Origin of the sequence: Paucibacter sp. JuS9, assembly GCF_044043925.2 — a bacterium.
In the GTDB taxonomy this organism is placed as follows: Bacteria; Pseudomonadota; Gammaproteobacteria; order Burkholderiales; family Burkholderiaceae_C; genus JAUASW01.
In genome coordinates this window covers 4,961,054-4,983,168 of record NZ_CP194172.1, presented here as the reverse complement: position 1 = coordinate 4,983,168, position 22,115 = coordinate 4,961,054, and the positions used below count along the sequence as shown (strand labels likewise).

The 22,115-nt window shown below is 67.8% G+C and carries 18 protein-coding genes and 1 tRNA gene; 9 read left to right on the top strand and 10 right to left on the bottom strand.

All coding sequences use genetic code 11. The features are described 5' to 3' along the window. Window position 1 precedes the first annotated feature (1 nt). The 3 genes from ABT392_RS22230 to ABT392_RS22220 are packed head-to-tail and all read left to right on the top strand — an operon-like array spanning window position 2 to window position 3,993. Window positions 2–1,219, top strand: a complete 1,218-nt coding sequence (locus ABT392_RS22230; protein WP_334277446.1) for an ABC transporter permease — start codon at window positions 2–4, stop codon at window positions 1,217–1,219. Between the two features lie 19 nt (window positions 1,220–1,238). Then, the gene (locus ABT392_RS22225) at window positions 1,239–2,576 is read left to right on the top strand and encodes a sigma-54-dependent transcriptional regulator (protein ID WP_334277447.1); all 1,338 of its coding nucleotides are present in this window, start codon (window positions 1,239–1,241) and stop codon (window positions 2,574–2,576) included. Between the two features lie 19 nt (window positions 2,577–2,595). After that, window positions 2,596–3,993, top strand: a complete 1,398-nt coding sequence (locus tag ABT392_RS22220; RefSeq protein WP_334277448.1) for a sensor histidine kinase — start codon at window positions 2,596–2,598, stop codon at window positions 3,991–3,993. A 40-nt stretch (window positions 3,994–4,033) separates the two neighbouring features. Here the strand turns inward: ABT392_RS22220 and ABT392_RS22215 are convergent, their stop codons facing one another. The 6 genes from ABT392_RS22215 to ABT392_RS22190 form a co-directional block, all read right to left on the bottom strand. Then, the gene (locus ABT392_RS22215) at window positions 4,034–5,902 is read right to left on the bottom strand and encodes a diguanylate cyclase domain-containing protein (protein WP_395384487.1); all 1,869 of its coding nucleotides are present in this window, start codon (window positions 5,900–5,902) and stop codon (window positions 4,034–4,036) included. Between the two features lie 328 nt (window positions 5,903–6,230). After that, a tRNA-Leu gene (locus ABT392_RS22210) sits at window positions 6,231–6,315 on the bottom strand. 48 nt (window positions 6,316–6,363) lie between these two features. Continuing rightward, window positions 6,364–7,785 carry an FAD-binding oxidoreductase gene (locus tag ABT392_RS22205; RefSeq protein ID WP_395384488.1) on the bottom strand — a complete coding sequence of 474 codons (1,422 nt, stop codon included), beginning with the start codon at window positions 7,783–7,785 and terminating at the stop codon, window positions 6,364–6,366. Then, on the bottom strand, window positions 7,779–8,792 hold the full coding sequence (locus ABT392_RS22200; RefSeq protein WP_334277451.1) for a DUF1338 domain-containing protein: 1,014 nt from the start codon (window positions 8,790–8,792) through the stop codon (window positions 7,779–7,781). The genes ABT392_RS22205 and ABT392_RS22200 overlap by 7 nt, the downstream gene beginning before the upstream one ends. A gap of 60 nt (window positions 8,793–8,852) precedes the next feature. Beyond that, entirely contained in the window at window positions 8,853–10,364 is a 1,512-nt protein-coding gene (gene amaB, locus ABT392_RS22195) for an L-piperidine-6-carboxylate dehydrogenase (RefSeq protein WP_395384489.1), read from the bottom strand. 96 nt (window positions 10,365–10,460) lie between these two features. After that, a complete protein-coding gene (locus ABT392_RS22190; RefSeq protein ID WP_334277972.1) occupies window positions 10,461–11,552 on the bottom strand; it encodes a saccharopine dehydrogenase family protein in 1,092 nt (363 codons plus the stop codon). Window positions 11,553–11,714: 162 nt separating this feature from the next. On the opposite strand from ABT392_RS22190, the gene ABT392_RS22185 reads away from it, so the two are divergent. The 5 genes from ABT392_RS22185 (at window position 11,715) to ABT392_RS22165 (ending at window position 15,700) form a co-directional block, all read left to right on the top strand. Then, the gene (locus ABT392_RS22185) at window positions 11,715–12,149 is read left to right on the top strand and encodes an Lrp/AsnC family transcriptional regulator (protein ID WP_395384490.1); all 435 of its coding nucleotides are present in this window, start codon (window positions 11,715–11,717) and stop codon (window positions 12,147–12,149) included. A gap of 98 nt (window positions 12,150–12,247) precedes the next feature. Next, window positions 12,248–12,394, top strand: coding sequence for a hypothetical protein (locus tag ABT392_RS22180; RefSeq protein ID WP_334277453.1), 147 nt, complete (start codon window positions 12,248–12,250; stop codon window positions 12,392–12,394). A 58-nt stretch (window positions 12,395–12,452) separates the two neighbouring features. Next, window positions 12,453–13,028, top strand: a complete 576-nt coding sequence (locus tag ABT392_RS22175; RefSeq protein ID WP_395384491.1) for an NnrU family protein — start codon at window positions 12,453–12,455, stop codon at window positions 13,026–13,028. A 69-nt stretch (window positions 13,029–13,097) separates the two neighbouring features. Then, complete coding sequence (locus tag ABT392_RS22170; RefSeq protein ID WP_395384492.1) at window positions 13,098–13,865, top strand: substrate-binding periplasmic protein; 768 nt, start codon at window positions 13,098–13,100, stop codon at window positions 13,863–13,865. Window positions 13,866–13,921: 56 nt separating this feature from the next. Next, window positions 13,922–15,700 carry an ABC transporter ATP-binding protein gene (locus tag ABT392_RS22165; protein WP_395384493.1) on the top strand — a complete coding sequence of 593 codons (1,779 nt, stop codon included), beginning with the start codon at window positions 13,922–13,924 and terminating at the stop codon, window positions 15,698–15,700. A gap of 4 nt (window positions 15,701–15,704) precedes the next feature. Here ABT392_RS22165 and ABT392_RS22160 read toward each other — a convergent pair whose 3' ends face one another. The 4 genes from ABT392_RS22160 to ABT392_RS22145 form a co-directional block, all read right to left on the bottom strand. After that, window positions 15,705–16,898, bottom strand: a complete 1,194-nt coding sequence (locus ABT392_RS22160; protein ID WP_334277458.1) for a sensor histidine kinase — start codon at window positions 16,896–16,898, stop codon at window positions 15,705–15,707. Further along, window positions 16,895–17,590: a response regulator transcription factor gene (locus tag ABT392_RS22155; RefSeq protein WP_334277459.1), complete on the bottom strand. Its 696-nt coding sequence runs from the start codon at window positions 17,588–17,590 to the stop codon at window positions 16,895–16,897. Before ABT392_RS22155 ends, ABT392_RS22160 begins: the two co-directional genes overlap by 4 nt. A 9-nt stretch (window positions 17,591–17,599) precedes the next feature. Beyond that, entirely contained in the window at window positions 17,600–18,748 is a 1,149-nt protein-coding gene (locus ABT392_RS22150) for a DJ-1/PfpI family protein (RefSeq protein ID WP_334277460.1), read from the bottom strand. 81 nt (window positions 18,749–18,829) lie between these two features. Continuing rightward, window positions 18,830–19,828 (bottom strand): 2-dehydropantoate 2-reductase, encoded by a 999-nt coding sequence (locus tag ABT392_RS22145; RefSeq protein WP_395384494.1) that lies wholly within the window; start codon window positions 19,826–19,828, stop codon window positions 18,830–18,832. Window positions 19,829–19,933: 105 nt separating this feature from the next. On the opposite strand from ABT392_RS22145, the gene ABT392_RS22140 reads away from it, so the two are divergent. Next, the gene (locus tag ABT392_RS22140; RefSeq protein WP_334277462.1) at window positions 19,934–22,093 is read left to right on the top strand and encodes a C1 family peptidase; all 2,160 of its coding nucleotides are present in this window, start codon (window positions 19,934–19,936) and stop codon (window positions 22,091–22,093) included. The last annotated feature ends 22 nt before the right edge of the window (window positions 22,094–22,115 follow it).

Genomic DNA, 22,115 nt, shown 5'->3' with positions numbered 1-22,115 from the left:
CATGGACCTGATGCCCATTCTCGCCACGCTCAAGCGCCACAAGACCGCCGCCGGCCTGATCGTGCTGCAGGTGGCCCTGACCTGCGCCATCGTCTGCAATGCGCTGTTCCTGATCTTCCAGCGCGTCGAGCGCATGGAAGCCCCCAGCGGCATCGTCGAGGACGAGCTGCTGACCTTGCAGGTCTCCACGCTCACACGGGTCGAGAACCCCGATGCGGTGACCAGGCTGGACCTGCAGATGCTGCGTGCATTGCCCGGCGTCAAATCGGTCAGCCTCGTGAACCAGATCCCGTTCAAGGACAACTTCTGGGCCACTGGCGTGCGCCTGAAACCCGATGGCCAGGAAGACGGGATTGGCGTGGCCAACTACATGGTCTCGGAGGGCTGGCTGCAGACCCTGGGCCTCAAGCTGTTGGAGGGCCGCGACTTTGCCAACGAGGAATATCGCAACCAGAGCGAGATGGAGAACGATGCCAAGGCCGGCGTGTCGGCCGTGCTGATCAACAAGGCCCTGGCCGAGAAGCTGTTCCCCGGCAAGCCGGCCGTTGGTCAAGCCTTGTACACCGGTGGTGACGAGCCCGCGCGCATCGTCGGCGTGGTCGAGCGCCTGGTGTCGCCGCAACCGGGCGGCAACAGCAGCAACCAGCTGCACACCTTGATCCAGCCGATCCGCATGAGCTTCCGCGGTGGCGTGTTCCTCGTGCGGGTGGCGCCTGGTGAACGTGAGGCCGTGCTGAGCAAGGCCGCTGCCGGGCTGGAGAAGATGCAGGCCCGCCGTGTGGTGCGCGAGAAGAGCCTGTTCACCGACCTGCGCGAGACCTACTACCGCCAGGACCGCAACATGGCCTGGTTGATGGGCGCCGTGTGCATCGCGCTGCTGCTGGTGACCGCCTTCGGCATCGTCGGCCTGGCCAGCTTCTGGGTGCAGCAGCGCACGCGCATGATCGGCACCCGCCGCGCCCTGGGTGCCACCCGCGGCCAGATCCTGCGCTACTTCCAGGCCGAGAACTTCCTGCTCACCTCGCTCGGCCTGCTGCTTGGCATGGCTGCGGCCTACGGCATCAGCGTGCTGCTGATGAAGAACTACGAGCTGCCACGCCTGCCGCTGTTCTATCTGCCGGTGGGCGCGGTGACGCTGTTCCTGCTCGGGCAGCTGGCGGTTCTTTCGCCCGCACGGCGCGCAGCGGCCTTGCCCCCTGTAGCCGCACTCCGGAGTTGAGCGCTATGCTGCGCAGCCCATGCGCACCGTACTGATCATTGACGACAACCCCGGCGTTGGCGAAGCGCTGAGCCTCTTGCTGTCGCTGCACGATATTGCAGCGCACTACGCCGCCACGCCCGAGCAGGGCCTGGCCCTGCTCGCCAGCCGGCCGGTGGACCTGGTGATCCAGGACATGAATTTCAGCGCCGACACCACCTCGGGCGAGGAAGGTCGGGCACTGTTCCAGCAGATCCGCGCACGTTCACCCGACCTGCCGGTGATCCTGCTGACCGCGTGGACCCAGCTCGAGCAGGCGGTGGCGCTGGTGAAAGCCGGTGCGGCCGATTACCTGGCCAAGCCCTGGGATGACGCCAAGCTGCTGGCCACGGTCGAGAACCTGCTGGAGCTGGCCGAGTCGAATGCCGAGGCGCAGCGTGGCCGCCAGGCTCGCCGCGCGCGCATCGACAGCCTGCGCCAGCGCTTCAAGCTCGACGACCTGGTGTGCGCATCGGATGCGATGCTGGCAACGCTGGAGCTGGCTTGCCAGGTGGCACGGGCGCCGCTGCCTGTCTTGATCACCGGCCCGAACGGCAGTGGCAAGGAGCGCATCGCCGCCGTGGTGCATGCGAATTCCGCTGCGGTCGGCGGCCCCTTCATTGCCTTGAATTGCGGCGCGCTGCCGGCCGAGCTGATCGAGGCCGAGCTGTTCGGCGCGGAGAGTGGCGCCTTCACCGGTGCCAACCGGGCGCGCGAAGGCCGCTTCGAGGCGGCCAATGGTGGCACGCTGTTCCTGGACGAGATCGGCAACCTGCCGCTGGCGGGCCAGGTCAAGCTGCTGCGCGTGCTGGAGACGGGCCGCTTCGAGCGCCTCGGGTCCAGCAAGACGCGCGAAACCCGGGTGCGCGTGATCAGCGCCACCAATGCCGACCTGAAGGCCATGGTGGCGCAGGGCGCTTTCCGCGAAGACCTCTACTACCGCCTCAATGTGGTGGAGCTGCGCCTGCCGGCCCTGGCCGAGCGGCGCGAAGACATCCTGCCGCTGGCCGAGCATTTCCTGGCCGGTGCCGCGCGCCTGTCAGACAGCGCGCGGGAGTTCCTGCTGGCTCACAGCTGGAGCGGCAATGTGCGCGAGCTGAAGAACGTGATGGCCCGCGCTGCGCTGCTGTGCCGCGATGGCCTGATCATGCCGGCCGACCTGGGCCTGGAGCTGAACACGGCGGCAGCGCCGCGCAATCTTGACGATCCCGGTCGCGATGCCATCCTTGCCGCGCTGCGCAATGCGGGCGGCGTGGTGGCCCGCGCGGCCCAGCAGCTGGGGCTGTCGCGCCAGGCGCTGTACCGGCGCATGGAACGCTACGGCATCAGCAGCGAGTAGGCGCCGAGTGAGTCTTGCGATGCTACGCGGCAGCCTGCACAGCCGCCTCCTGATCCTGCTGCTGCTCAGCGGCATTGCCTTCATGCTGGTGCATGCGGCGCTTGTGCATTGGCCCTTGCCGCAAGTGCTGGAATGGCTGGACTGGGGTTCAGCGCCGCAGGCCTGGGGCTGGGTCAGCCTGGCCTTGAGCACAGTCCTGATGCTGCCTTGGTTGATCTGGCTCGCCAACTGGCAACTGGGACCCCTGGAGCGCCTGTTGCGGGCCCTCGAAGGCGCGACGCTGAGTTACCGCGATGGCGACTACAGCAGCTCCATCGCGGCGATCAGCGGCGGTGGCCGCGAGCTCGAGGCGCTGGCCCGCGCACATGCCGAGCTGGGCCTGGCGCTGCGGGAGCAACGCACGCAGCTGGCCCAGCGCGAGCTGCTGCTCGACACCCTGGTGCAAAACACACCGGTGGCGCTGTTGCTCTGCGCTGTGGAGCAGGATCAGCAGGACGGCGTGATCGTCTACGCCAACCTGGCCGCGCGCCAGCTGATGGACGAGGGCCGCAGCCTGACGCGCCGCCGGCTCGCCGAGCTGCTGGTCGATGCGCCGCCGGCCCTGCGCGAGGCGCTGCAAAGCCGAGAAGACCGGCTGTTCAGCATCGACGATACGGTGCATGGCACCGAGGAGCGCTTCCATCTTTCGCAGCGCCGCCTCCTGATGCAGAGCAGGCCGCATCGCTTGATCCTCCTGCGCCGCATGACACGCGAACTTTCGCGCCAGGAGGTGGCCAGCTGGAAGCGGGTGATACGCGTGATCAGCCATGAGCTGAACAACTCGCTGGCGCCCATCTCCTCGCTGGCGCACAGCGGCGCCGAGCTGGTGCGGCGCGGGGACGCTGAGCGCGCGGGCCAGGTATTTGCCAGCATCGGCGCGCGCGCCGCCCACCTGCACAGCTTCCTGGCCGGCTATGCCAGCGTGGCCAAGCTGCCAGCGCCGCACCTGCAGACGATTGCCTGGCCCGAGTTTGTCGCCGGCCTTCTGGCCCAAGGCGACCTGACGCTGGACGGCCCGCTGCCCGAGGGGCCGGCGACCATCGATCCGGCCCAGGTCGAGCAGGCGCTGATCAACCTGGTCAAGAACGCCCACGAGGCCGGCGGCGAGCGTGCGGACGTGACGCTCTCCATCCAGGCCCAGGGCGACCAGTGGCGCCTGAGCGTTAGCGACCGCGGCCCCGGCATGAGCGAGGCCGTGCTCGCGCAGGCGCTCCTGCCCTTCTACTCCACCAAACGCAGCGGCACCGGCCTCGGCCTGGCCCTCGCCCGCGAGATCGCCGAGGCCCATGGTGGCGGCATCGCGCTGGCCAATCGGGAAGGCGGCGGCCTGCAGGTGAGCTTGTGGCTGCCCAAGCTGTCAGCGGCTCCCGGCCCGTAAAGCCCGGCTTCGCGCGAATCCCCGAGATTGCGGCGCAAGCTCAGACAGCCGAGCGCAGCACATAGCGCTGCCCTCCAGCGCGCTTGGCCTCGTAGAGCGCCGCATCGGCCTGGGCCAGCAGCTGCTCGGCGGTCTGGCCTGCCTGGCCCTCGTGCAGTGCCACGCCGATGCTGGCGGCGGCGTCGAGCCGCAGGCTGCCCAGCACCATGGGCTCTTCCATCGCCTGCAGGATCTTCTCGGCCACGGCGGTGGCATCGCCGGCCTCGTTGAGGCCTTCGACGAGGATGACGAACTCATCGCCGGCCAGGCGGACCACGGTATCGGTGGCACGTACACAAGCCTGCAGCCGCCTTGCAAACGCCTGCAGGACCGCATCGCCAACAGCATGCCCGCGCTCGTCATTGATCGCCTTGAAGCGATCAAGGTCCAGGAACAGCAGCGCCAGCTTCCAGCCCTCGCGTTGCGCCCGCACCAGGGCCAGCGCCAGCCTTTGGTCGAGCTCGCGACGATTGGGCAAGCCGGTGAGTGCATCGGTGCGGGCCATATCGGCCAGTTGCAGCTGCGCACGCTTGATCGTCGTGACATCGGTGCTGAGCGCGAAGATGCCCACCACGCGGCCATCGGCCTGCAGGTCCGGGATGTAGTCGTTCTGCAGATGGCGCAACTGCCCCAAGGCTTCGGAGCTCAGCTCGACCTGCACCCGTCGGCCGCCGAGCGCCGTCCGCAGATGCGGCTCGCGCTGCGCAAACAAGTCGGGGCCGATGACTTCGGCCAGCGGGCGCCCGATCACGGCGGCGGGCGCCACCCCGAGCCACTCGTGGAATGTGGCATTGGCATAGCGCAGCCGCAGGTCCTGATCGAGGTAGGCAATCAGGCCGGGCAGGGCATCGGCAATGACCGCAAGCCTGCGTTCGCTGGCGCTTGCCCGGGCCTCGCTCTCCTTGCGCTCGGTGATGTCCAGCGTCACCGAAAAGAAGCCCCGAGTCCTGCCATCGGGACCCAGGTCGGGCACGTAGTGCTGCGCGAAGTAGTGCAGGCGGCCTTTGATTTCGCTCTGGCTCTCGAAGCGCACCGCCTCGCCACTCATCACCCGGTCCATGAAAGGTTGCAGGGCGGCGTCGGCGTCCGGCCCGCGCACCGCCCCTACCGTCTTGCCCAGCACGTCGTGCGGCGCAATGTCATAGAGCCGGCGTACCTGCTCGTTGGCAAAGATGATCCGGCGCTGGCGATCAAACTGGGTGATCAGCATCGGCACATGGTTGGCGATGCGGCGCAGCCGCCCTTCGGCCTCGCGCAGCTTCGCGCTCCCGCGCAGGACCTGCCACAGGGCCAGTGTGGCGAAGACTGCCAGCAGGCTCAGGCCAAGCAGCAGGATCAGGCGCGTGGTACCGGCATCGGCAGCGAGGTCGGCCGCGAGCCCGCTGCGCTCATCACGCAGCGCCGCCATCAGGACGCCGAGTTCGCTGGGCAGGCTGTCCATGTCGCTCTTGCCCCGGTCGCTCAGCATGATGGCGAGCGCCTTTTCATGCGCCCCTTCCCGACTCAGCTCGATGCTGCGCTTCAGCTCTTCGCGCTTGTCCCGGACCAGCTCGAGCACGCGGGTCAGGCGCGCCTGCTGCGAGGGCACTGTCAGCATGCGGCTCAGCTCGTCCAGGCGATGGTCCAGCTCGTGCACCGCCTCTGCATGAGGCCGCAGGTAGGCGTCCCGGCGGGTCAGCAGAAAGCCGCGCTGGCCCGTCTCTGCATTCAGCAGCGCGATCATCAGCTGGTTCAGGCCGCGCAGCTGCTCGCTCACCTGATGCTGGCGCTCGACCATCGCCACGGCCTGCTGTGCCCGCAGGGCGAGCAGGCCGGTCACAGCCGCCATGGCCAGCAAGGCGATCAGCAACAGCGTGACGCCTGCACCCATGGAATCGCTTCGCGCCGCCGCTCGCTGCATGCTGCCTCCTGCACGCCCTGATCCACCCTGATCCTGATAGCTCTTTGCGGACGAGTTTAGAACGGGAAGTCCGGCCAGGCATGGCTTGTTTGCGGGGTGATCCAGAACGCAAAAGGCCGACGCTTTCGCATCGGCCTTTCTTGATTTGGTGCCCAGAAGAGGACTCGGTCACGTCCCGCGACCCCGGCGCCGCAAGCATGCGGACGCCATTCGATTCCTCCCGCAAGGTCCGCAGGGACCTTGCTTTCTGGGCGCACAACGCAAAAGGCCGACGCATTCGCATCGGCCTTTCTTGATTTGGTGCCCAGAAGAGGACTCGAACCTCCACGGAGTTACCCGCTAGTACCTGAAACTAGTGCGTCTACCAATTCCGCCATCTGGGCTAGTTTCTCTGCGCCTGCCGGGTCACCCCGTTCAGCGAAGAGGCCGCACTATAGCACTGATTTCCAGACCGGCCCGAAACTTGTCAGCCCGAGCGTCTGGCGCGGATCGAACAAGGACTCGACCTGGCCCGAGAGGCGCAGCACGGCCGGCTCGGTCAGCGCGCGATAGTCGGCCTGCAGCGAGGGGCCAATGCCATGCTCAGCACTGAAGCTGCCACCCAAGTCCGCACAGATGGCATAGATGCCGGAGCGCAGGCGCGCCATTTGTTCGTTATCAAGCGGCGGCGCTGACTTGGGCCAGACCAGGTTGCAGTGCATGCCACCGTCGCCGAGATGACCGAAGTCGGCCACCACCGCCTGAGGGAACTCGGCCCCCACCCAAGCACCCGCCAGTTCGCGCATGCGCATGAAGTGGCGGCGTGGCAGGCTGAGATCAAAGCCGATCACGCGCCCCTGCTCGCGCAGGCCTTCGCTGATGCCATGACGCAAGGACCAGACGGTGTCGTCCGCCCCGAGCACCGCATCGACGACGGCGCCAGCTTCGAACTCGCGCTCCAGCCATTGCTGCAGCAAGGCATGGAGGTCCAGGCTCGCGGCCGGCAGCTCGCTCGACAGCTCGACCAGCAATGCATACGCCGGCAACTGGCCACCGAACAGCCGGCCGGGGTCGCCGCGCAGATGAAGTGCCGCCTGCAATGCGGCCGCCGACATGCCCTCGAAGGCGCTGACCATGCCAGCCAGTTCGCCAGCCATCGCACGCTGATAGAGCGGCATCACCGCCTCCAGACTGGCGGGCGCGATGAGCGCCGAGGCCTGCTGACGCGGCAGGGGATGCAGCTTCAGCGTGGCTTCGGTGATCAAGCCCAGCGCGCCCGAGCTGCCGACCAGCAAATGCTGCAAGGCCAGCCCGGCGTTGTCCTTCTGCAGGCCCCGGCCCAGGTGCAAGACCTGGCCCTCGCCCAGCACCGCCGTCAGCGCGAGCGTGTTGGCCCGCACATCGCCATAGCGCAGCATGCGCGTACCGCCGGTGTTGTGGGCCAGCATGCCGCCGATGCTCGGGTCGGCACTGAGGTCGATGGGAAACCACAGGCCGTGTGCGGCCAGGCGTTCATTCACTTCCGAGAGACGATAGCCGGCCGACACCCGCAAGGTCCGATCCAGCGGGTCGAACTCGAAGACCTCGCGCAGCCGCTCGGTGGTCAGCAGCACGTGCATGGAAGCATCGGTCGGCGTGCCTGCCTGCACAAGACCCGTGTGCGCGCCCTGCGGCACCAGGATCAATTCATGGCGCGCGCACAGCTTGACCAGTGCCGCGACCTGCGCCGTCGTTGACGGCCGCACGAGTGCCGCGGCCTGGCCCGCCGCATAGCGGGCCGGTTGCAGGTAGCGCGGCTCGATGGCCGGGCCGGCCACGACGAAGCCCGCGCCGCAGACCTCGTCCGCGGCGCGCAGGAACTCGTCCATCAGCATGCCGAGGATTCGGCAGCCGTCATCTTGAAGATGCCTGTTGCATTGCCGGCGTCGAAGCGCAGGTCCAGGCCGCCCTCGTCCTCATTGGCTCGCTGAATGAGCTCATGAAAGGAGCCCGGCACGGTGCGCGTGACGATCTGGCTGCCATGCAGGAACTGGCGTTGCACCTGCGCCGCGCGGAAGGCGGTCTGGCGCACGCGGCCGGAGGCCGAAGTCTCGATGCTGGGCTTGATCGGGCGGTCCAGCGAGCGCTGCAGCGCGGCCACGGCCTCGATGTCGACAACGCGGTCGGTCGCATGGTTGAAGGCATTGCCCTCGGTCGCGATCCAGGCCATCTCGGCCGATTCGCCGAGCAGGATTTCGTAGTCGCGCCACGTGAAGAGCGGATGCTGGCGGGCGAAGCAGCCAATCAAGGCAGGCAGCAAGGCCTGCGCCTGCTCGGTGGCCAGCGAGCCATCTCGGGCCAGTTGCTCCAAGAGGGCCAGGTGGACCGGGGACAAGGGGTCGCGCGAATCGCCGATCACGCGGCTGACGGCTTCCTGGAACTCGAGCGTGAACTCTTCAGGGTGCAGCTCGGAGACGAAGAACTGCGCGATGTCCTCCGGGAAGTCGGCATGGCGCCAGCTGCGGCCGGTCATCTTCAGCTTGGGCAGCGGATAGTTCTCGGCCCGCAAGAAGCCAAGCGGCCGCAACACGCGCGTGATCGCCGCCTCGCCGGGCGGCAGCGCGCCGCTGGGCCAGGCCACGGTGCGCAGCGCGCCATGGTCGAACACCACGCGCTCGCCGGCGCGCTGGCAATCGGCCACATAGGCGGCACCGACCGGCACGCGCTGCAGCACGTCGCGGAACAAGGCCAGGTTCAAGGCCTGCGCCAACTCGGCGCGGCTGATCGTCTCCGCCGCCGGCTTCAGGAGCGCGGGCGTGACATGGACCTGGGCAAAGAGTTCTTTGGCCGCCGCGTCGCCCAGGGTGGCAACGAGCAGGCGGCCAAGGCCTGTTTCAAGCATGGGGGGTACTCCGTGGGGCGGGCCCGCACGGAGCCCGCCGTGTCAGTCTGTCAATCGCGATCAGATATCGAACTTGACGCCTTGGGCGAGGGGGAGCTCGCGCGAGTAGTTCACGGTGTTCGTCGTGCGGCGCATGTAGGCCTTCCACGCATCGGAACCGCTCTCGCGGCCACCACCGGTTTCCTTCTCGCCACCGAACGCGCCACCGATCTCGGCGCCCGAGGTGCCGATGTTGACGTTGGCGATGCCGCAGTCCGAACCGCTGGCGGCCATGAAGGCCTCGGCCTCGCGCACGTCGTTGGTGAAGATCGCCGAGGACAGGCCTTGCGGCACATCGTTCTGGATCGCAATCGCCTCGTCCAGCGTCTTGTACTTCAGCGTGTACAGGATGGGGGCGAAGGTCTCGTGCTTCACGATGGCCGTCTGCGAGGGCATGCGCACCAGGGCCGGCTGGGCGTACCAGGCGTTCGGGTAGGTGTCGGCCAGCGCGCGGTCGCCGCCACTCACTTCGCCGCCTTGCTCGCGGGCTGCCTTCAACGCAGCTTGCATGCCGTCGAACGAGGCCTTGTCGATCAGCGGGCCGATCAGGTTGCCGGGCTCGACGGGGGACCCAATCTTCAGTTGCGCGCGGGCGCGGTCCAGGCGGGCGACCAGCTCGTCATGGATGCTCTCGTGAGCGATCACACGGCGCGTGGTGGTGCAGCGCTGGCCGGCCGTGCCGTAGGCGCCGAACAGGATGCCGCGCACGGCCAGGTCCAGGTCGGCGCTGGGCGTCACGATGATGGCGTTGTTGCCGCCGAGTTCGAGCAGGCAACGGCCGAAGCGGGCCGCCACGCGAGGGCCAACGGCACGGCCCATGCGGGTCGATCCGGTGGCCGAGACGAGGGCCACCTTTGGGTGATCCACCATCGCCTCGCCGACAGCGGCACCGCCGTTCAGCGTCTGCGACAGATGGGCCGGCGCGGCATGGCCGGCGGCGATGTAGCGCTGCAGCGCCTTGTCGAACAGGGCCTGCGTGGCCAGGGCCGTCAGCGGGGTCTTCTCGCTGGGCTTCCAGACACAGGTGTCGCCGGCTACCAGGGCCAGGGCCGAGTTCCAGGCCCACACGGCGACGGGGAAGTTGAAGGCCGAGATGATGCCGATCACGCCCAGCGGCAGGTACTGCTCCATCATGCGGTGGCCCGGGCGCTCGCTGGCGATGGTCAGGCCATGCAGCTGGCGCGACAGGCCGACGGCGAAGTCGCAGATGTCGATCATCTCCTGCACCTCGCCCTCGCCTTCGCTGGTCACCTTGCCGGCTTCCAGCGACACGAGGCGGGCCAGGTTGGCCTTGTTGGCGCGCAGCTCTTCGCCGTAGAGGCGCACCAGCTCGCCACGCTTCGGTGCGGGCACATTGCGCCATTGCAGGAAGGCGGCGTGGGCACGCTCGACAGCGGCCGTCATCTCGGCAGCCGTGGCTTCGTGCACAGCGCCCAATTGCGCGCCATCGATGGGCGAGCGGACGGTCAGCGAGCCGCCGGTGAAGGCGGAGGAAGGAACGCCCAGGGCGTTCAGAAGTTCAGAGGTGTTCATGTGGGGATTGTCCTTTTTCGTCCGACCGCGCGCTGGCAGGCGCGCGGTTCTTTGTCAGGCGTCGGGAAGTCCGCAGGGACTTCCCTCGGTCCTGACTCAGCCAATCGATTCCACTTGGCGCGACTGTTGGTAAGCCTTGCCGAACTCGTTGGCCAGGAATTCCGGCAGTGAGACTTCTTCTTGCGAGACGAAGCCGGACTGCGGCAGCTTGCCCTGGCGGAACAGGTCGACGGCCGCGCACATGCCGGCGGCGGTGGTGATCTGGATGGCCGACAGCGGGCGGGCGCCATCGCGCTCGGCGAAGATCTTGCGGGCGAACACTTCCTGCACCAGGCGGCCGTTCTTCATGCCCGAGACGGTCACGAACACGAGGACCACATCCTGCATCGTGGCCGGCATGCTCTTGCGCATGATGTCCTTCAGCAGCTCCTGGTCGTTCTTCAGGGCCAGGTCGCCCAGAAGGAACTGCATCAGGTCGCGGTGGCCGGGATAGCGCACCGTCTTGTAGTCCAGGTTCTTGACCTTGCCGGACAGGGTCTCGCACAGCGTGCCCAGGCCGCCCGAGGTGTTGAAGGCCTCGTACTCGGTGCCATCCAGCGAGAAATGCTCCAGACCTTCCAGCGGCAGCGCGTCGATCTTCTCGCCGTCGTGGATGCACTCGCAGGGGTGGCAGTACTCGTTGATCAGGCCGTCGACCGACCAGGTCAGGTTGTACTTCAGCGCATTGGTTGGGAAGGCCGGCAGCGCGCCGACGCGCATCTTCACGTCATGCAGGCTGTCAAAGCTCTTGGCCAGGTGGGCGGCGACGATGCCGATGAAGCCCGGGGCCAGGCCGCACTGCGGCATGAAGGCCGTCTTGGCGCCGGTGGCGATGCGCTGGATTTCCTTGGTGGCGGCCACGTCTTCGGTCAGGTCGAAGTAGTGGCAGCCGGCTTCCAGCGCCATGTGGGCCGCGGGGATGGCCAGCTGGTAGGGCAGCGCGTTGACGATGGCCGAGAAGCCGCGCACCTGGGCGGCAGCGCCAGGACCGATTTCCTGCACGACCTGGGTCTTGATGCCCTCGCCGGCCAGCACGGCCAGGGCGGCGGCGTTCTTGTCGAACACGGTCACGTCGTAATGGCCGGAACCATGCAGCAGGCGGGCAATGGTTTCGCCGATGTGGCCGGCGCCGAGCAGGGCAATCTTCATCATGGTGGGTCTCCTGGAAATCTGTGGGAACGCGAATCCGCGAATGGCCCGAAGTCTAGGAAGGGGTGCGGACGAAAGAAAGCGACCTATCGTCGATAAACTAGGCATCCAGGCCATTTCGTCAGCACATTTCGACGAATCGCATCAAACAAGGGTAAACCCGTGACCAACGCCACCGACCGCCAGCTGATCACCCTCCTGCAGGCCAATGCCCGCGAAAGCACGGCCAATCTCGCACGCAAACTGGGCATTGCGCGCACCACGGTGGTGGCCCGGCTGGCCCGGCTGGAGGCCAGCGGTGCCATCGTGGGCTACACGGCCCGTCTCGGCACCGAGGCCGGGGAGCGCGCCGTGCAGGCCTATGTGGGCATCACGGTGCAGCCCAAGGCCGGGCGCGAGGTGGTGCTGCGCATCTCCAAGATCCCCGAGCTGCGCCAGCTCGCATCCGTCAGCGGCGAGTTCGATTACATGGCCCTGCTCACTGCAGAAACGACGGCCCGGCTGGACCAGCTGCTCGACGAGATCGGCGAGATCGAGGGCGTGATCAAGACCACCAGCTCGGTGGTGCTGGCGTTGCGGGTGGACCGCACGGCCTGACACGGCTTGTGACAGATGCCCGGAACGCGGGGGTTCTGGAGGTAGGCCAGGCACATCTCTTGCTCGTTATCAGCTACACCTGCATCAAGGAGTGCGAGATGACCACACTGAAACCCGTGCTGAATACCCCGCGTGCCCACCAGGCCCTGACCGCCGTGAAGGTGCTGGTCCTCGTGGCCGCAATCTGGGGCCTGGGCTACCCGGCCCTGCTCTGGGGCATGCAGCTGCTGGTGCCCTCCGCCTGAAGCTGCGGCCGCCCGCCGCTATAGTCAGCCCCGCCACGAACTGGCGCGGAGCTGACCCATGCTTGAACTCATTGCCGGACTGCTGATCTTCCTGGGCCTGCACTCGGTACGGGTGTTTGCAGACGACTGGCGCAGCCGACAGATCGCGAACCTGGGCGACAAGGCCTGGAAGCTGAGCTACAGCGCCCTGTCCCTGCTCGGCTTCGGGCTGATCATCTACGGTTATGGCCAGGCCCGCATGGCGCAAGTCATCCTGTGGCAGCCCCTCCCGGGCATGAGCCACCTGGCCGCCCTCCTGACCCTCCTCGCCTTCATCCTGCTGGTGGCGGCATATGTGCCGGGCAACCAGATCAAGGCCAGGCTTGGCCACCCGATGCTGCTGGGCACCAAGACCTGGGCCCTGGCCCATTTGCTCGCCAACAACACGCTGGCCGATGTGCTGCTCTTCGGCGGCTTCCTGGTCTGGGCCATCCTGTGCTTTCGCAGTTCGCGGCAGCGCGACGCGGCGGCCGGCCTGGTGCGCCCGGGGGGCAGTGCAGCCATGACTTCGCTGACCATCGCCATCGGCACGCTCGCCTGGGCCGGGTTCGCGTTCTGGGCCCATCAGTGGCTGATGGGTGTTCGTCCCCTCTGAAACGGACAGGACGCGCCGACACGACTGGTTTCAGCGCGCACGGCCGGATTCGATGGCAGCATACGATCCATGAGCCTGGCGACGCGACTGCTGACTGCCGCCCTGCTGCTGACCTCGCTGTCGGCCGCGCAGGCCGGCACTTTGACACTCTGCTCCGAACCCGGTGACGGCCCGCCCTGGCTGTACAGGAACAAGGCGACCGGCAAGCTGGCCGGCTTCAGCGCCGACCTGTGGCCGGCCGTGTTTGAGCGGCTGGGCCTTCAGGCCCGAATCGAAGGCGGCTTGCCCTGGAAGCGCTGCCTCAGGGCCGTGGCCATGGGGGAGGTTGACTTCGCCATCGGCGCCTATCGCGATGAGGAGCGGGCCCGAGTGCTGGCCTTCTCTGCGCCGTACAAGGTGCTCACGCCCCAGGTGTTCTTTCGTCGCAGCCAGCCGCTGACGATCAAGATCCGGGCCGACCTCAAGAAATACCGCGGCTGCGGCATGAACGGTTCCAGCTACCTTCATTACGGACTCAGCGACAAGGACCTGGACCAGGGGTCGCGCAGCTATACCGCCCTGATCTCCAAGACCCTGCTCGGCAATTGCGACTACTTCGTCGAGGAGCTGGAGGTGATTCAGCAGATCGACGGCGGCCGCCATCACTACCTGGACAAGCCCGACCTCCAGCACACGAACGTGCCGGACGCCCCTGCACCCGGCCTGCACCTGGTCACCGCTATCAATGGCCCGCACCGCGAGCTGCTGGCGCGCGTCGATGCCGTGATCGACGCCATGAAGAAGAGCGGCGAGTTCCAGCGCCTGTGGCGCGACAATGCCGCCGGCCTGCCCTACTGAAGCGACGCACTCCTGGCGTGCGCGCGGGCGCCGTCCGCGACAGGAATCCGATCACCGTGAGTTCTCCCTCCCATCCGCTGCGCCAGCTGCTGGCCTATGCGCGGGCACAGCGCGGCCAGGTCCGCCTGGCCGTTCTCTACTCGACCCTCAACAAGTTCTTCGACATCCTGCCCGAGGTGCTGATAGGCACGGCGGTGGACGTGGTGGTGCGCGGCGAGCAGAGTTTTCTCGCCAAGAACATCCTCGTCGGCGTGGGCATCAGCGACACCTGGCACCAGCTGCTCTTCCTGGGCGCCCTGAACGTCGTGATCTGGGGCGGCGAATCCCTGTTCCAGTACCTGTACGAGGTGCAGTGGCGCGGCCTGGCGCAGGACATCCAGCACCGCCTGCGCCTCGACGCCTACGCCCATGTGCAGAAGCTGGAGCTGGCCTTCTTCGAGAACCAGCGCACCGGCGCCTTGATGTCGGTGCTGAATGACGACATCAACCAGCTGGAGCGCTTCGTCAACAGCGGCGCCAACCAGATCATCCAGGTCGTCTGCTCCTCGGTCATGGTCAGCGCCGTGTTCTTCGCGCTGCAGCCGGGCCTCGCGCTGATAGCGCTGCTGCCGGTGCCGCTCATCCTGTTCGGCGCCTTCTGGTTCCAGGGGCGCCTTGCGCCGCGCTACCGCGAGGTGCGTGAGGCCGCGGGCGATGTGTCCGCCCGGCTCAACATGAACCTGCTGGGCCTGCCCACGATCAAGGCCTACACGACCGAGGATTTCGAGGCCGAGCACATCCGCCAGGCCAGCGACGCCTACCGCCAGGCCAATGCCCGCGCGATCCGCATCTCCTCGGCGATCACGCCGGTCATCCGCATGGCCATCCTCGCGGGCTTCACCGCCACGCTGATCTATGGCGGCTGGCTGACGCTGCAGGGCGAGCTGGCCGTGGGCGCCTACTCGGTGCTGGTCTTCCTGACCCAGCGCCTCCTGTGGCCCTTGACCGGCCTGGCCGAAGTGGCCGACATGTACCAGCGCTCGATGGCCGCCACGCAGCGGGCGCTGGGCCTGCTGGCCACGCCGATCAATATCGCCTACGAGGGCCGGCACCTCGGCGGCCGCAGCCGGGGCGAGCTGCGCTTCGAGCAACTTGGCTTCTCCTATGGCGAGCAGCCCACGCTGCACGACATTTCCCTCACCATCAAAGCCGGCGAGACGGCAGCTTTCGTCGGCAGCACCGGCTCAGGCAAGTCAACGCTGGTCAAGCTGCTCCTGCGCTTCTACGAGCCGCAGCAGGGCCGCATCCTGCTCGACGACGAACCCATCGCCGGGCTGAACCTGCAGGACCTTCGCCGCCAGCTGGGCTACGTAGCGCAGGACAGCTTCCTGACCGACGGCACGATTGCCGACAACATCGCCTACGGCACGCCCGGCGCCAGCGATGCGCAGATCCACGCGGCCGCGCGCCAGGCCGAATGCCTGGAGTTCATCGAGAAGCTGCCGCTCGGTTTTGCCACGCGTGTGGGCGAGCGCGGCCAGAAGCTCTCCGGCGGCCAGCGCCAGCGCCTGGCCCTGGCCCGCGCGATCCTGAAGAACCCGGCCGTGCTGATCCTGGACGAAGCCACCAGCGCGGTGGACAACGAAACCGAGGCCGCCATCCAGCGCTCGCTGGCCGTGGTCAGCCAGGGCCGCACGACGCTGGTCATTGCGCATCGCCTGTCCACGGTGCGGCAAGCCCATTGCATCCACCTGCTGGAGAACGGCCGCATCGTCGAGAGCGGCACGCATGAGCAGTTGCTCGTTCGCCGTGGCGCCTATGCGGCGCTGTGGCGGCTGCAGACGGGCGAAGCCTGAGCGCTCAGAGCTTCAACGCCACCGTGCTTCCAGCGGGCCCGCTGGCGATGCTCAGGCCAATGCCATGGCGCTCGCAAAGCCGCTGGACGATGGACAGGCCGAAGCCGAAGCCGGCGCTCGCACTTGGACCATCGGCAAAGCCCGGCCCCTCGTCAGTCACCCGCAATTCACCCGCGCGCCAATCCAGGCGCACCAGGCTGCCTGGCGCATGCTGGGCCGCGTTGCCGAGCAGGTTGCTGACGATCACTGACAGAGCCTCGGCCTGGCCTTGCAAGATCAGGCTTGGAGGCAGGTCGATCTCGACCCGCGTCAACGCCGGATGCTGGGCCAGCGCCTGCTCGACCAGCGCGCGCAGATCGAACTCGCGTGGCTCAGGCAGCGGCGCGTCGCCAGACAAGCTCAGCAGGCTGCGCACCGTCAGCGCCATGTGACGGCTGGCTTCGCGGATGCGCGCCAGGGGGGCCTGGGCATGCGCCGGCAGTTCGCCGCGCGCCTGCATCAGCTCGGCCGCGTTTGCGATCACGGCCATCGGCGTGCGCAACTCATGGCTGGCGTCGCGGCCAAAGGCCTTCTCGCGCTCGGCAAATTCCTTGTTGCGCTGCCAGGCCTGACGCAGGCTCTCGGCCAGCCGCCCGATCTCATTCGGCGGATAGCTGGCGGGATCGATGAGGGACGCAGCGCCCGGCTCGGCATCGCGAAGCGCCCGATCCAGGCGTGCCAGGGGTTGCGTTGCCTGTCGCGCCAGCCACCAACCCAGGGCCGTCGAAGCCAGCAGCAGCGCCGCACACAACTGCCCCAATCGACTCAGAAGCTGCGCCCTTTGCGGCCGCACCTGCAGCTGGCTGCTGACCTCGGCCACCAGCCAGACCTGCGGCTCCTGCACTTGCAGCAGGTGGTAGTGGCGACCTTCGCTGCCGGCGAACTCGCGCCGCCTGGGCTCGGCGGCGAAAGCCGCAGCCAGATCATTCGGAAAACTGGCCGTACTGGCATGCAGGCTGACGAACCTGCGCAAGGGCGAGGTGCCCGGTTGAGCCTGCAGATGCTCAGCCTCCTCGGCCAGCATGCGCTCGAAGAAACTGTCTTCCACCGTGTACATCATCGCCAGCGACAACAGCACGAAGAGCGCGCAGATGAAGAGGCTCAGGGCGGCGAAAGCCAGGACGATGCGTTGCTGCAAGGAACTTGCTCGCGTCCTCATGACGCAGGCTCCAGCCTGTAGCCCTGGCCCGCTACCGTGCACAGCATCGGTGGCGCATCAAAGGGCTTGTCCAGCGCCTGGCGCAGCTGATAGATGTGCGAGCGCAGCGCATCGGAATCAGGCGGCTCATCCCCCCACAACCGCCGCGTCAGCTCATGGCGGCTCATCAAGGCGGGATGGACTTCAGCCAGCGCCAGGAGAATCTGCCAGCCCAGCGGCTGCAAGGTCAAGACCTGGCCCTGGCGGCGCGCCACCTGGCGGCGGCGGTCCAGGCTCAAGTCACCGATCTCCAGCACATGCACCTGCTGCATGCGCGGCCTTGCCGCCATGGCCAGGCAACGCGCGGCCAGTTCGGCGAGCTCGAACGGCTTGGCTAGATAGTCGTCCGCGCCAGCCGCAAAGCCGGCCAGCTTGTCGCCCAACTGGTCGCGCGCCGTGAGCATCAGCACGGGCAGATGCCTGTCCGCCGTGGCGCGCAACTGCTCGCAGACCTGCAGGCCATCGAGCCGGGGCAGGTTGAGGTCGAGCAGCACCAGGTCGTAGTGCTGCGCCAAGGCCATGTCCAGGCCCAGCTTGCCGTCACCCGCGCAATCGACCCGGTGCCCTTGCAGGCCCAGGTACTCGGCGATGGTGTCGCAAAGCGCCGCATGGTCTTCTATCAGCAGGATATTGAGGCGCGCAGTGCTGGACATGGCAAGGGCTCAGGCCTCCAGTTCGGTCAGCAATTGTCGCGCCCGCGGGCTGCTCGGCTGCTTGTCCAGGAAAGCCTTCAAGAGTGCAATCGCCTCAGCCTTCTGGCCGACCTTGACCAATGTGCGTGCCAGCGCCGTGTTGACGCCCGCATGCGTGGGCACGCTTTCCTGCGCATGGCGCAGCAGGCTCACGGCGATGGCGAGGCGCTCGGGCGACGTCTCGGTCTCGCTGAGCAAGTGGCCGTAGCCACCCATCAGGATGGGCTGGTAGCGGGCCGGCCGGGCCGCCAGGGCGGCACGCGCGCCCGCCGGATTGCCGGCCAGATGCAGCTCGATCAGCTCCAGCGTCGCTTCTTCAACGCCCGGCTCGCGCGGCGCGGGCTTGCGGCCCAACGCTTCCAGTACGGCCTCCACCATCGTCGGCGTGGCCAAGGGATTCTGGCCGGTGATCAGGCGCTCGTCGCGCACCACCAGCGGCAGCATCAGGCCACGCGACTCGTAGCGCGCACCCCGCTCACGCAAGGCGTCTTCCAGCATGAAGGGGAAGCGCTCCAGCAGGCCCTTGGAGAAGCGACGGTCCTCGGCATTGCTGAAGCCGGTGACCCGCCGGCCGTGCAGGAGCGAGCTGCCATTGGCCAGCTTCACGTTGAGCAGCGCAGCCGGGCCATGGCAGACCGCACCCAGCACGCCGCCCTGGTCATGGATCCGGCCCAGCAGATCCTGCAAGGCCTGGTTCGAATGCAGGTCGAACATCGGGCCCTTGCCACCGATCACAACGGCAGCCGCATACTCGCCGGACTTCAAGTTGGCGATGGGCAAGGTGGCCTGCAGGCGGGCCATCAAGGCAGGGTCTGCTTGCGCACGAACCGCCGCGCTTTCATCCGCCTGCTCACCCAGCACCGCGCCGCCCTTGGGGCTGGCGATATCGAAAGCCAGGCCGTTGGCCTTCAGGACTTCGGCGGCGAGCGCGAACTCATGGAAGTCGTAACCGAGCTTGCCCTTGTCTTCGGGCTGCCCCTGGCTGCTGAGCACCAGCAGCACGCGCTGCTCTGCCTTCGGTGCCGCGGCAGCAACAAGCGACGGTGCCGCGATGAGACCAAGCGAAAGCGCCGCGAGGCCGGCGTGCGCCAGCAGGCGGCGAGGGAGGGAAAGCGTCATGGGAGCTCCGCAGATGGAATGAACAAGAAGGTCTGCAGGCTACGGAGCTCCGCGTGAAGCGGGCGTGAAGAGGCTGAGGTTTTACCCAGCGTGCGGATAGAGGCCGCGGCTTCGCGCCATCAGCCGTGTCAGGCCCAGCAAGGCATCGGTGTTGGGCGTGGCCATGCCCAGCCGCTGGCCGATCTCGCGCACCGCGCCGACCAGGGCATCGAGCTCCAGCGGCCGGCCGGCTTCAGCGTCCTGCAGCATCGAGGTCTTGAAGGCGCCCAGCTTGCGCGTGACCTCGTGGCGCTGCTCGGGCGTCTGCTCGATGGCGCAACCGATGCGCGCGCCGATCGCCTGCGCCTCCAGCATCACGCGGGTGACAAAGCCGCGCACCAGCTCGTCGTCGAGGATCTTGTCGCCAGTCGCGCCGGTCAGCGCCGAGATCGGATTGAAGGTCATATTGCCCCAGAGCTTGAACCAGATGTCGCGCTGGATGTTCTCGGAGAGCGTCGCCTCGAAGCCGGCGCGCTGCAAGAGTGCCACCCACTGCTCCAGCTCGGCCGGACGCCCGCCCGACGGCGAGCCCACGATCAGCCCCGCGCCCATCTTGTGCTGCACCAGACCCGGCTCGCTGACGCTGCAACTCGCGTGAACCACGCAGCCGATCACGCGCTCGGCCGGTATCAGCGCCGCAATGCGGCCGCCGGTATCGACCGACTCCAGCTGCCAGCCCTGGCCCTCGCCGGCCAGGCCCTGGAAGAACCACCAGGGCACGCCATTCATCGCCACCAGCACGCGGGTCTCGGGGCCCTGCAGCCGGGCCACGGCCGGCGCAACGGCAGCCAGCGCCGGGCCCTTGACGGCCACGATGACCAGGTCCTGCGGCCCCAGTCCAGCCGCGTCGCCGCTTGCATTCACCGGCACGGTGACGCGCTGGCCACCGATGTCCAGCCGCAAGCCCTGTGCTCTCAGCGCTTCAAGCGTGGCGCCCCGCGCCAGCGCGCTCAAATCCACCTCGCCGGCACGGCCCAGCAAGGCGCCTATCCAACCACCCACGGCACCTGCGCCGACGATGCAAACCCGCTTTTTTTCCATCTCTCATCCCTCCTGGGGCCGGAAGTCTCCCACAGCCCATGTTCTAGGGGCAGGCAAGGCCTGGCACCCGGCCGATGATGCCGGCCACGGCAACAGGAGCGCGCCATGGCCAGCAAGAGCAAGAGCAAGGCTGATGCGAAACAGGGCGGGCTGCGGCTGCGCATGCTCGACGCGCGCCCCGACCGCCTGGACTTCCGCGACCTGCTCTATCGCGCCCCCCTGCGCTCCTTGCCGCCGCGCTTCCCGGACGATGCCGACATCAAGCGCTTCATCCCCGCCTACCTGAAGGCCGGCCTCCTGCTCAACCAAGGCCTGGAGGGCGCCTGCACCGGCTTCGGCCTGGCCTGCGTGGCCAACTACCTGATGTGGCGCCGCCATGTCGAGAGCGGCGGCAAAGGCAAGTTCGAAGGGGTCAGCGCGCGCATGTTCTATGAGCTGGCGAAGCGCTACGACGAATGGCCGGGCACCGACTACGACGGCTCCAGCTGCCGCGGCGCGCTGAAGGGCTGGCACAAGCACGGCGCCTGCGCCGACCGGCTCTGGCCCTATCCGCTGGATGCGAACAACAAGCCGATCTTCCAACGTCCGAGCGAAGGCTGGGCGGAAGACGCCGTCACGCGGCCGCTGGGCGTCTACTACCGCATCAACCGGCTCTCCATCGTCGACATGCAGGCGGCCATCTGCGAAATCGGCGCCGTCTACTGCTCGGGCTCGGCCCACGACGGCTGGGACAACTGCGGCAAGCGCGAGAGCGTGGACTCGCATGCCGAGCTGCCCATCATTCCGCCCGAGGTCGACAAGAGCAAGGCGGGCAACCATGCCTTCGCCCTGGTGGGCTACAACGAACACGGCTTCATCGTGCAGAACTCCTGGGGCGCCAACTTCGGCGCCAGCGGCTTTGCCGTGCTGCCCTATGCCGACTGGATCGCCAACTCGACCGATGCCTGGGCCGTGGCCCTGGGCGTGACACTGGCGGCAGCACAGGGCCTGGCCGGTCGTGCCGCAGCCTCGTCCTTCCCGGTCGGCCGGGCACTCGGCGCCTTGCAGCCGGTGAACAGCGAACACGGCAGCCCGGCAGACGACCCCTGGCCGGTCGACCATCCCTTCAAGCACCACGCCTACCGGCCCTGGCCCAGCGAGCGCGCCTACCGGCACAGCCTGGTGATGGGTGGCGAAGGCCTGCTGGTCGTCAGCGACCTCACCCGTGACATGACTGATCGCGAGGGCCACGCCGCCGAGCTGCTGAGCGAGGCGCCGCTGCGCTGGTGGAAGGCGGCCAGGAAGCCCAAGACCCTGAAGCTTGCGGTCTATGCGCTCGGCGGCCTGTACGGCGAAGCCGAGGCGATACGCCGCATCCGCGTGCTGGCGCCCTGCTTCGAGGCCAACGGGATCTACCCGGTCTTCATCGCCTGGAAGAACGGCATCGGCGAGGCGCTCTCGCAAGTGGCTGAGGACTGGCGCCGCCGCACGGCGGGCGAAGGCCGCGAAGGCACGCTGATGGCCAGCCAGGGCGAGGCCCGCGACCGGGCGCTGGAGGTCGCCGCGCGCACGCTGGCCCGCGGCATCTGGAGCGAGATGCGCGAGAACGCGGCGGCCGCGTCAGCGCCAGGACATGTGCTGGACCTGCTGGTCAGCCGGCTCACCGAGCTGCAGGCCCGGCTCGGCCAGGCGGGCGCCAGCCTGGAGCTGCACTGGATCGCCCATTCGGCCGGCAGCATCTTGCTCGGCCATGGCCTGACGCGCATCAGTGACAGCGGCGCGCCGCTGAGGCTGAGCAGCTGCAACCTGTTCGCGCCGGCCTGTTCGATGGCCTTTGCCAACAAGCACTGGCTGGCGGCCGACGCCGCCGGCGTGCTCAGCCTGGACCGACTGCACCTGCACCTGCTCAGCGATGCCAACGAACAGGCCGACGGCCTGCCCAGCGCCGCCGAGCCGGTCTATGGCAAGAGCCTGCTCTACCTGGTGTCGCGCGCCCTGGAAGACGAGCGCAGGCAAGCGCTGCTGGGCCTGGCCGCCGCCCACGATGCCAGGCACTGGGACGGCGCTGGGGCCGACGAGGTGGCGCGCTGGGCCAAGGCCTTCGGCCGCCGCGCCGCGAGCCACACCCACGTCATCGGCAGCACCAAGGTGCGCACGACCAAGGCGCTGGACCAGACCAGCGCCGGCCACGCCAGCTTCGACCGCAACCTCGACCTCCTGAGCCAGACCCTGCAATACATCAAGGGCGGCCGACTGGCCGCCGAACTGGAGTGGCTGGACTTCTGAACTGAAGGCCGGAGCGCTGCGG

Bases quoted from the DNA above. Each gene is read 5' to 3' on its own strand.
- ABT392_RS22230 (WP_334277446.1), top strand. From the start codon at position 2: ATGGACCTGATGCCCATTCTCGCCACGCTCAAGCGCCACAAGACCGCC.
- ABT392_RS22225 (WP_334277447.1), top strand. From the start codon at position 1,239: ATGCGCACCGTACTGATCATTGACGACAACCCCGGCGTTGGCGAAGCG.
- ABT392_RS22220 (WP_334277448.1), top strand. From the start codon at position 2,596: ATGCTACGCGGCAGCCTGCACAGCCGCCTCCTGATCCTGCTGCTGCTC.
- ABT392_RS22215 (WP_395384487.1), bottom strand. From the start codon at position 5,902: ATGGGTGCAGGCGTCACGCTGTTGCTGATCGCCTTGCTGGCCATGGCG.
- ABT392_RS22205 (WP_395384488.1), bottom strand. From the start codon at position 7,785: ATGCTGATGGACGAGTTCCTGCGCGCCGCGGACGAGGTCTGCGGCGCG.
- ABT392_RS22200 (WP_334277451.1), bottom strand. From the start codon at position 8,792: ATGCTTGAAACAGGCCTTGGCCGCCTGCTCGTTGCCACCCTGGGCGAC.
- amaB (WP_395384489.1), bottom strand. From the start codon at position 10,364: ATGAACACCTCTGAACTTCTGAACGCCCTGGGCGTTCCTTCCTCCGCC.
- ABT392_RS22190 (WP_334277972.1), bottom strand. From the start codon at position 11,552: ATGAAGATTGCCCTGCTCGGCGCCGGCCACATCGGCGAAACCATTGCC.
- ABT392_RS22180 (WP_334277453.1), top strand. From the start codon at position 12,248: ATGACCACACTGAAACCCGTGCTGAATACCCCGCGTGCCCACCAGGCC.
- ABT392_RS22175 (WP_395384491.1), top strand. From the start codon at position 12,453: ATGCTTGAACTCATTGCCGGACTGCTGATCTTCCTGGGCCTGCACTCG.
- ABT392_RS22170 (WP_395384492.1), top strand. From the start codon at position 13,098: ATGAGCCTGGCGACGCGACTGCTGACTGCCGCCCTGCTGCTGACCTCG.
- ABT392_RS22160 (WP_334277458.1), bottom strand. From the start codon at position 16,898: ATGAGGACGCGAGCAAGTTCCTTGCAGCAACGCATCGTCCTGGCTTTC.
- ABT392_RS22155 (WP_334277459.1), bottom strand. From the start codon at position 17,590: ATGTCCAGCACTGCGCGCCTCAATATCCTGCTGATAGAAGACCATGCG.
- ABT392_RS22150 (WP_334277460.1), bottom strand. From the start codon at position 18,748: ATGACGCTTTCCCTCCCTCGCCGCCTGCTGGCGCACGCCGGCCTCGCG.
- ABT392_RS22145 (WP_395384494.1), bottom strand. From the start codon at position 19,828: ATGGAAAAAAAGCGGGTTTGCATCGTCGGCGCAGGTGCCGTGGGTGGT.
- ABT392_RS22140 (WP_334277462.1), top strand. From the start codon at position 19,934: ATGGCCAGCAAGAGCAAGAGCAAGGCTGATGCGAAACAGGGCGGGCTG.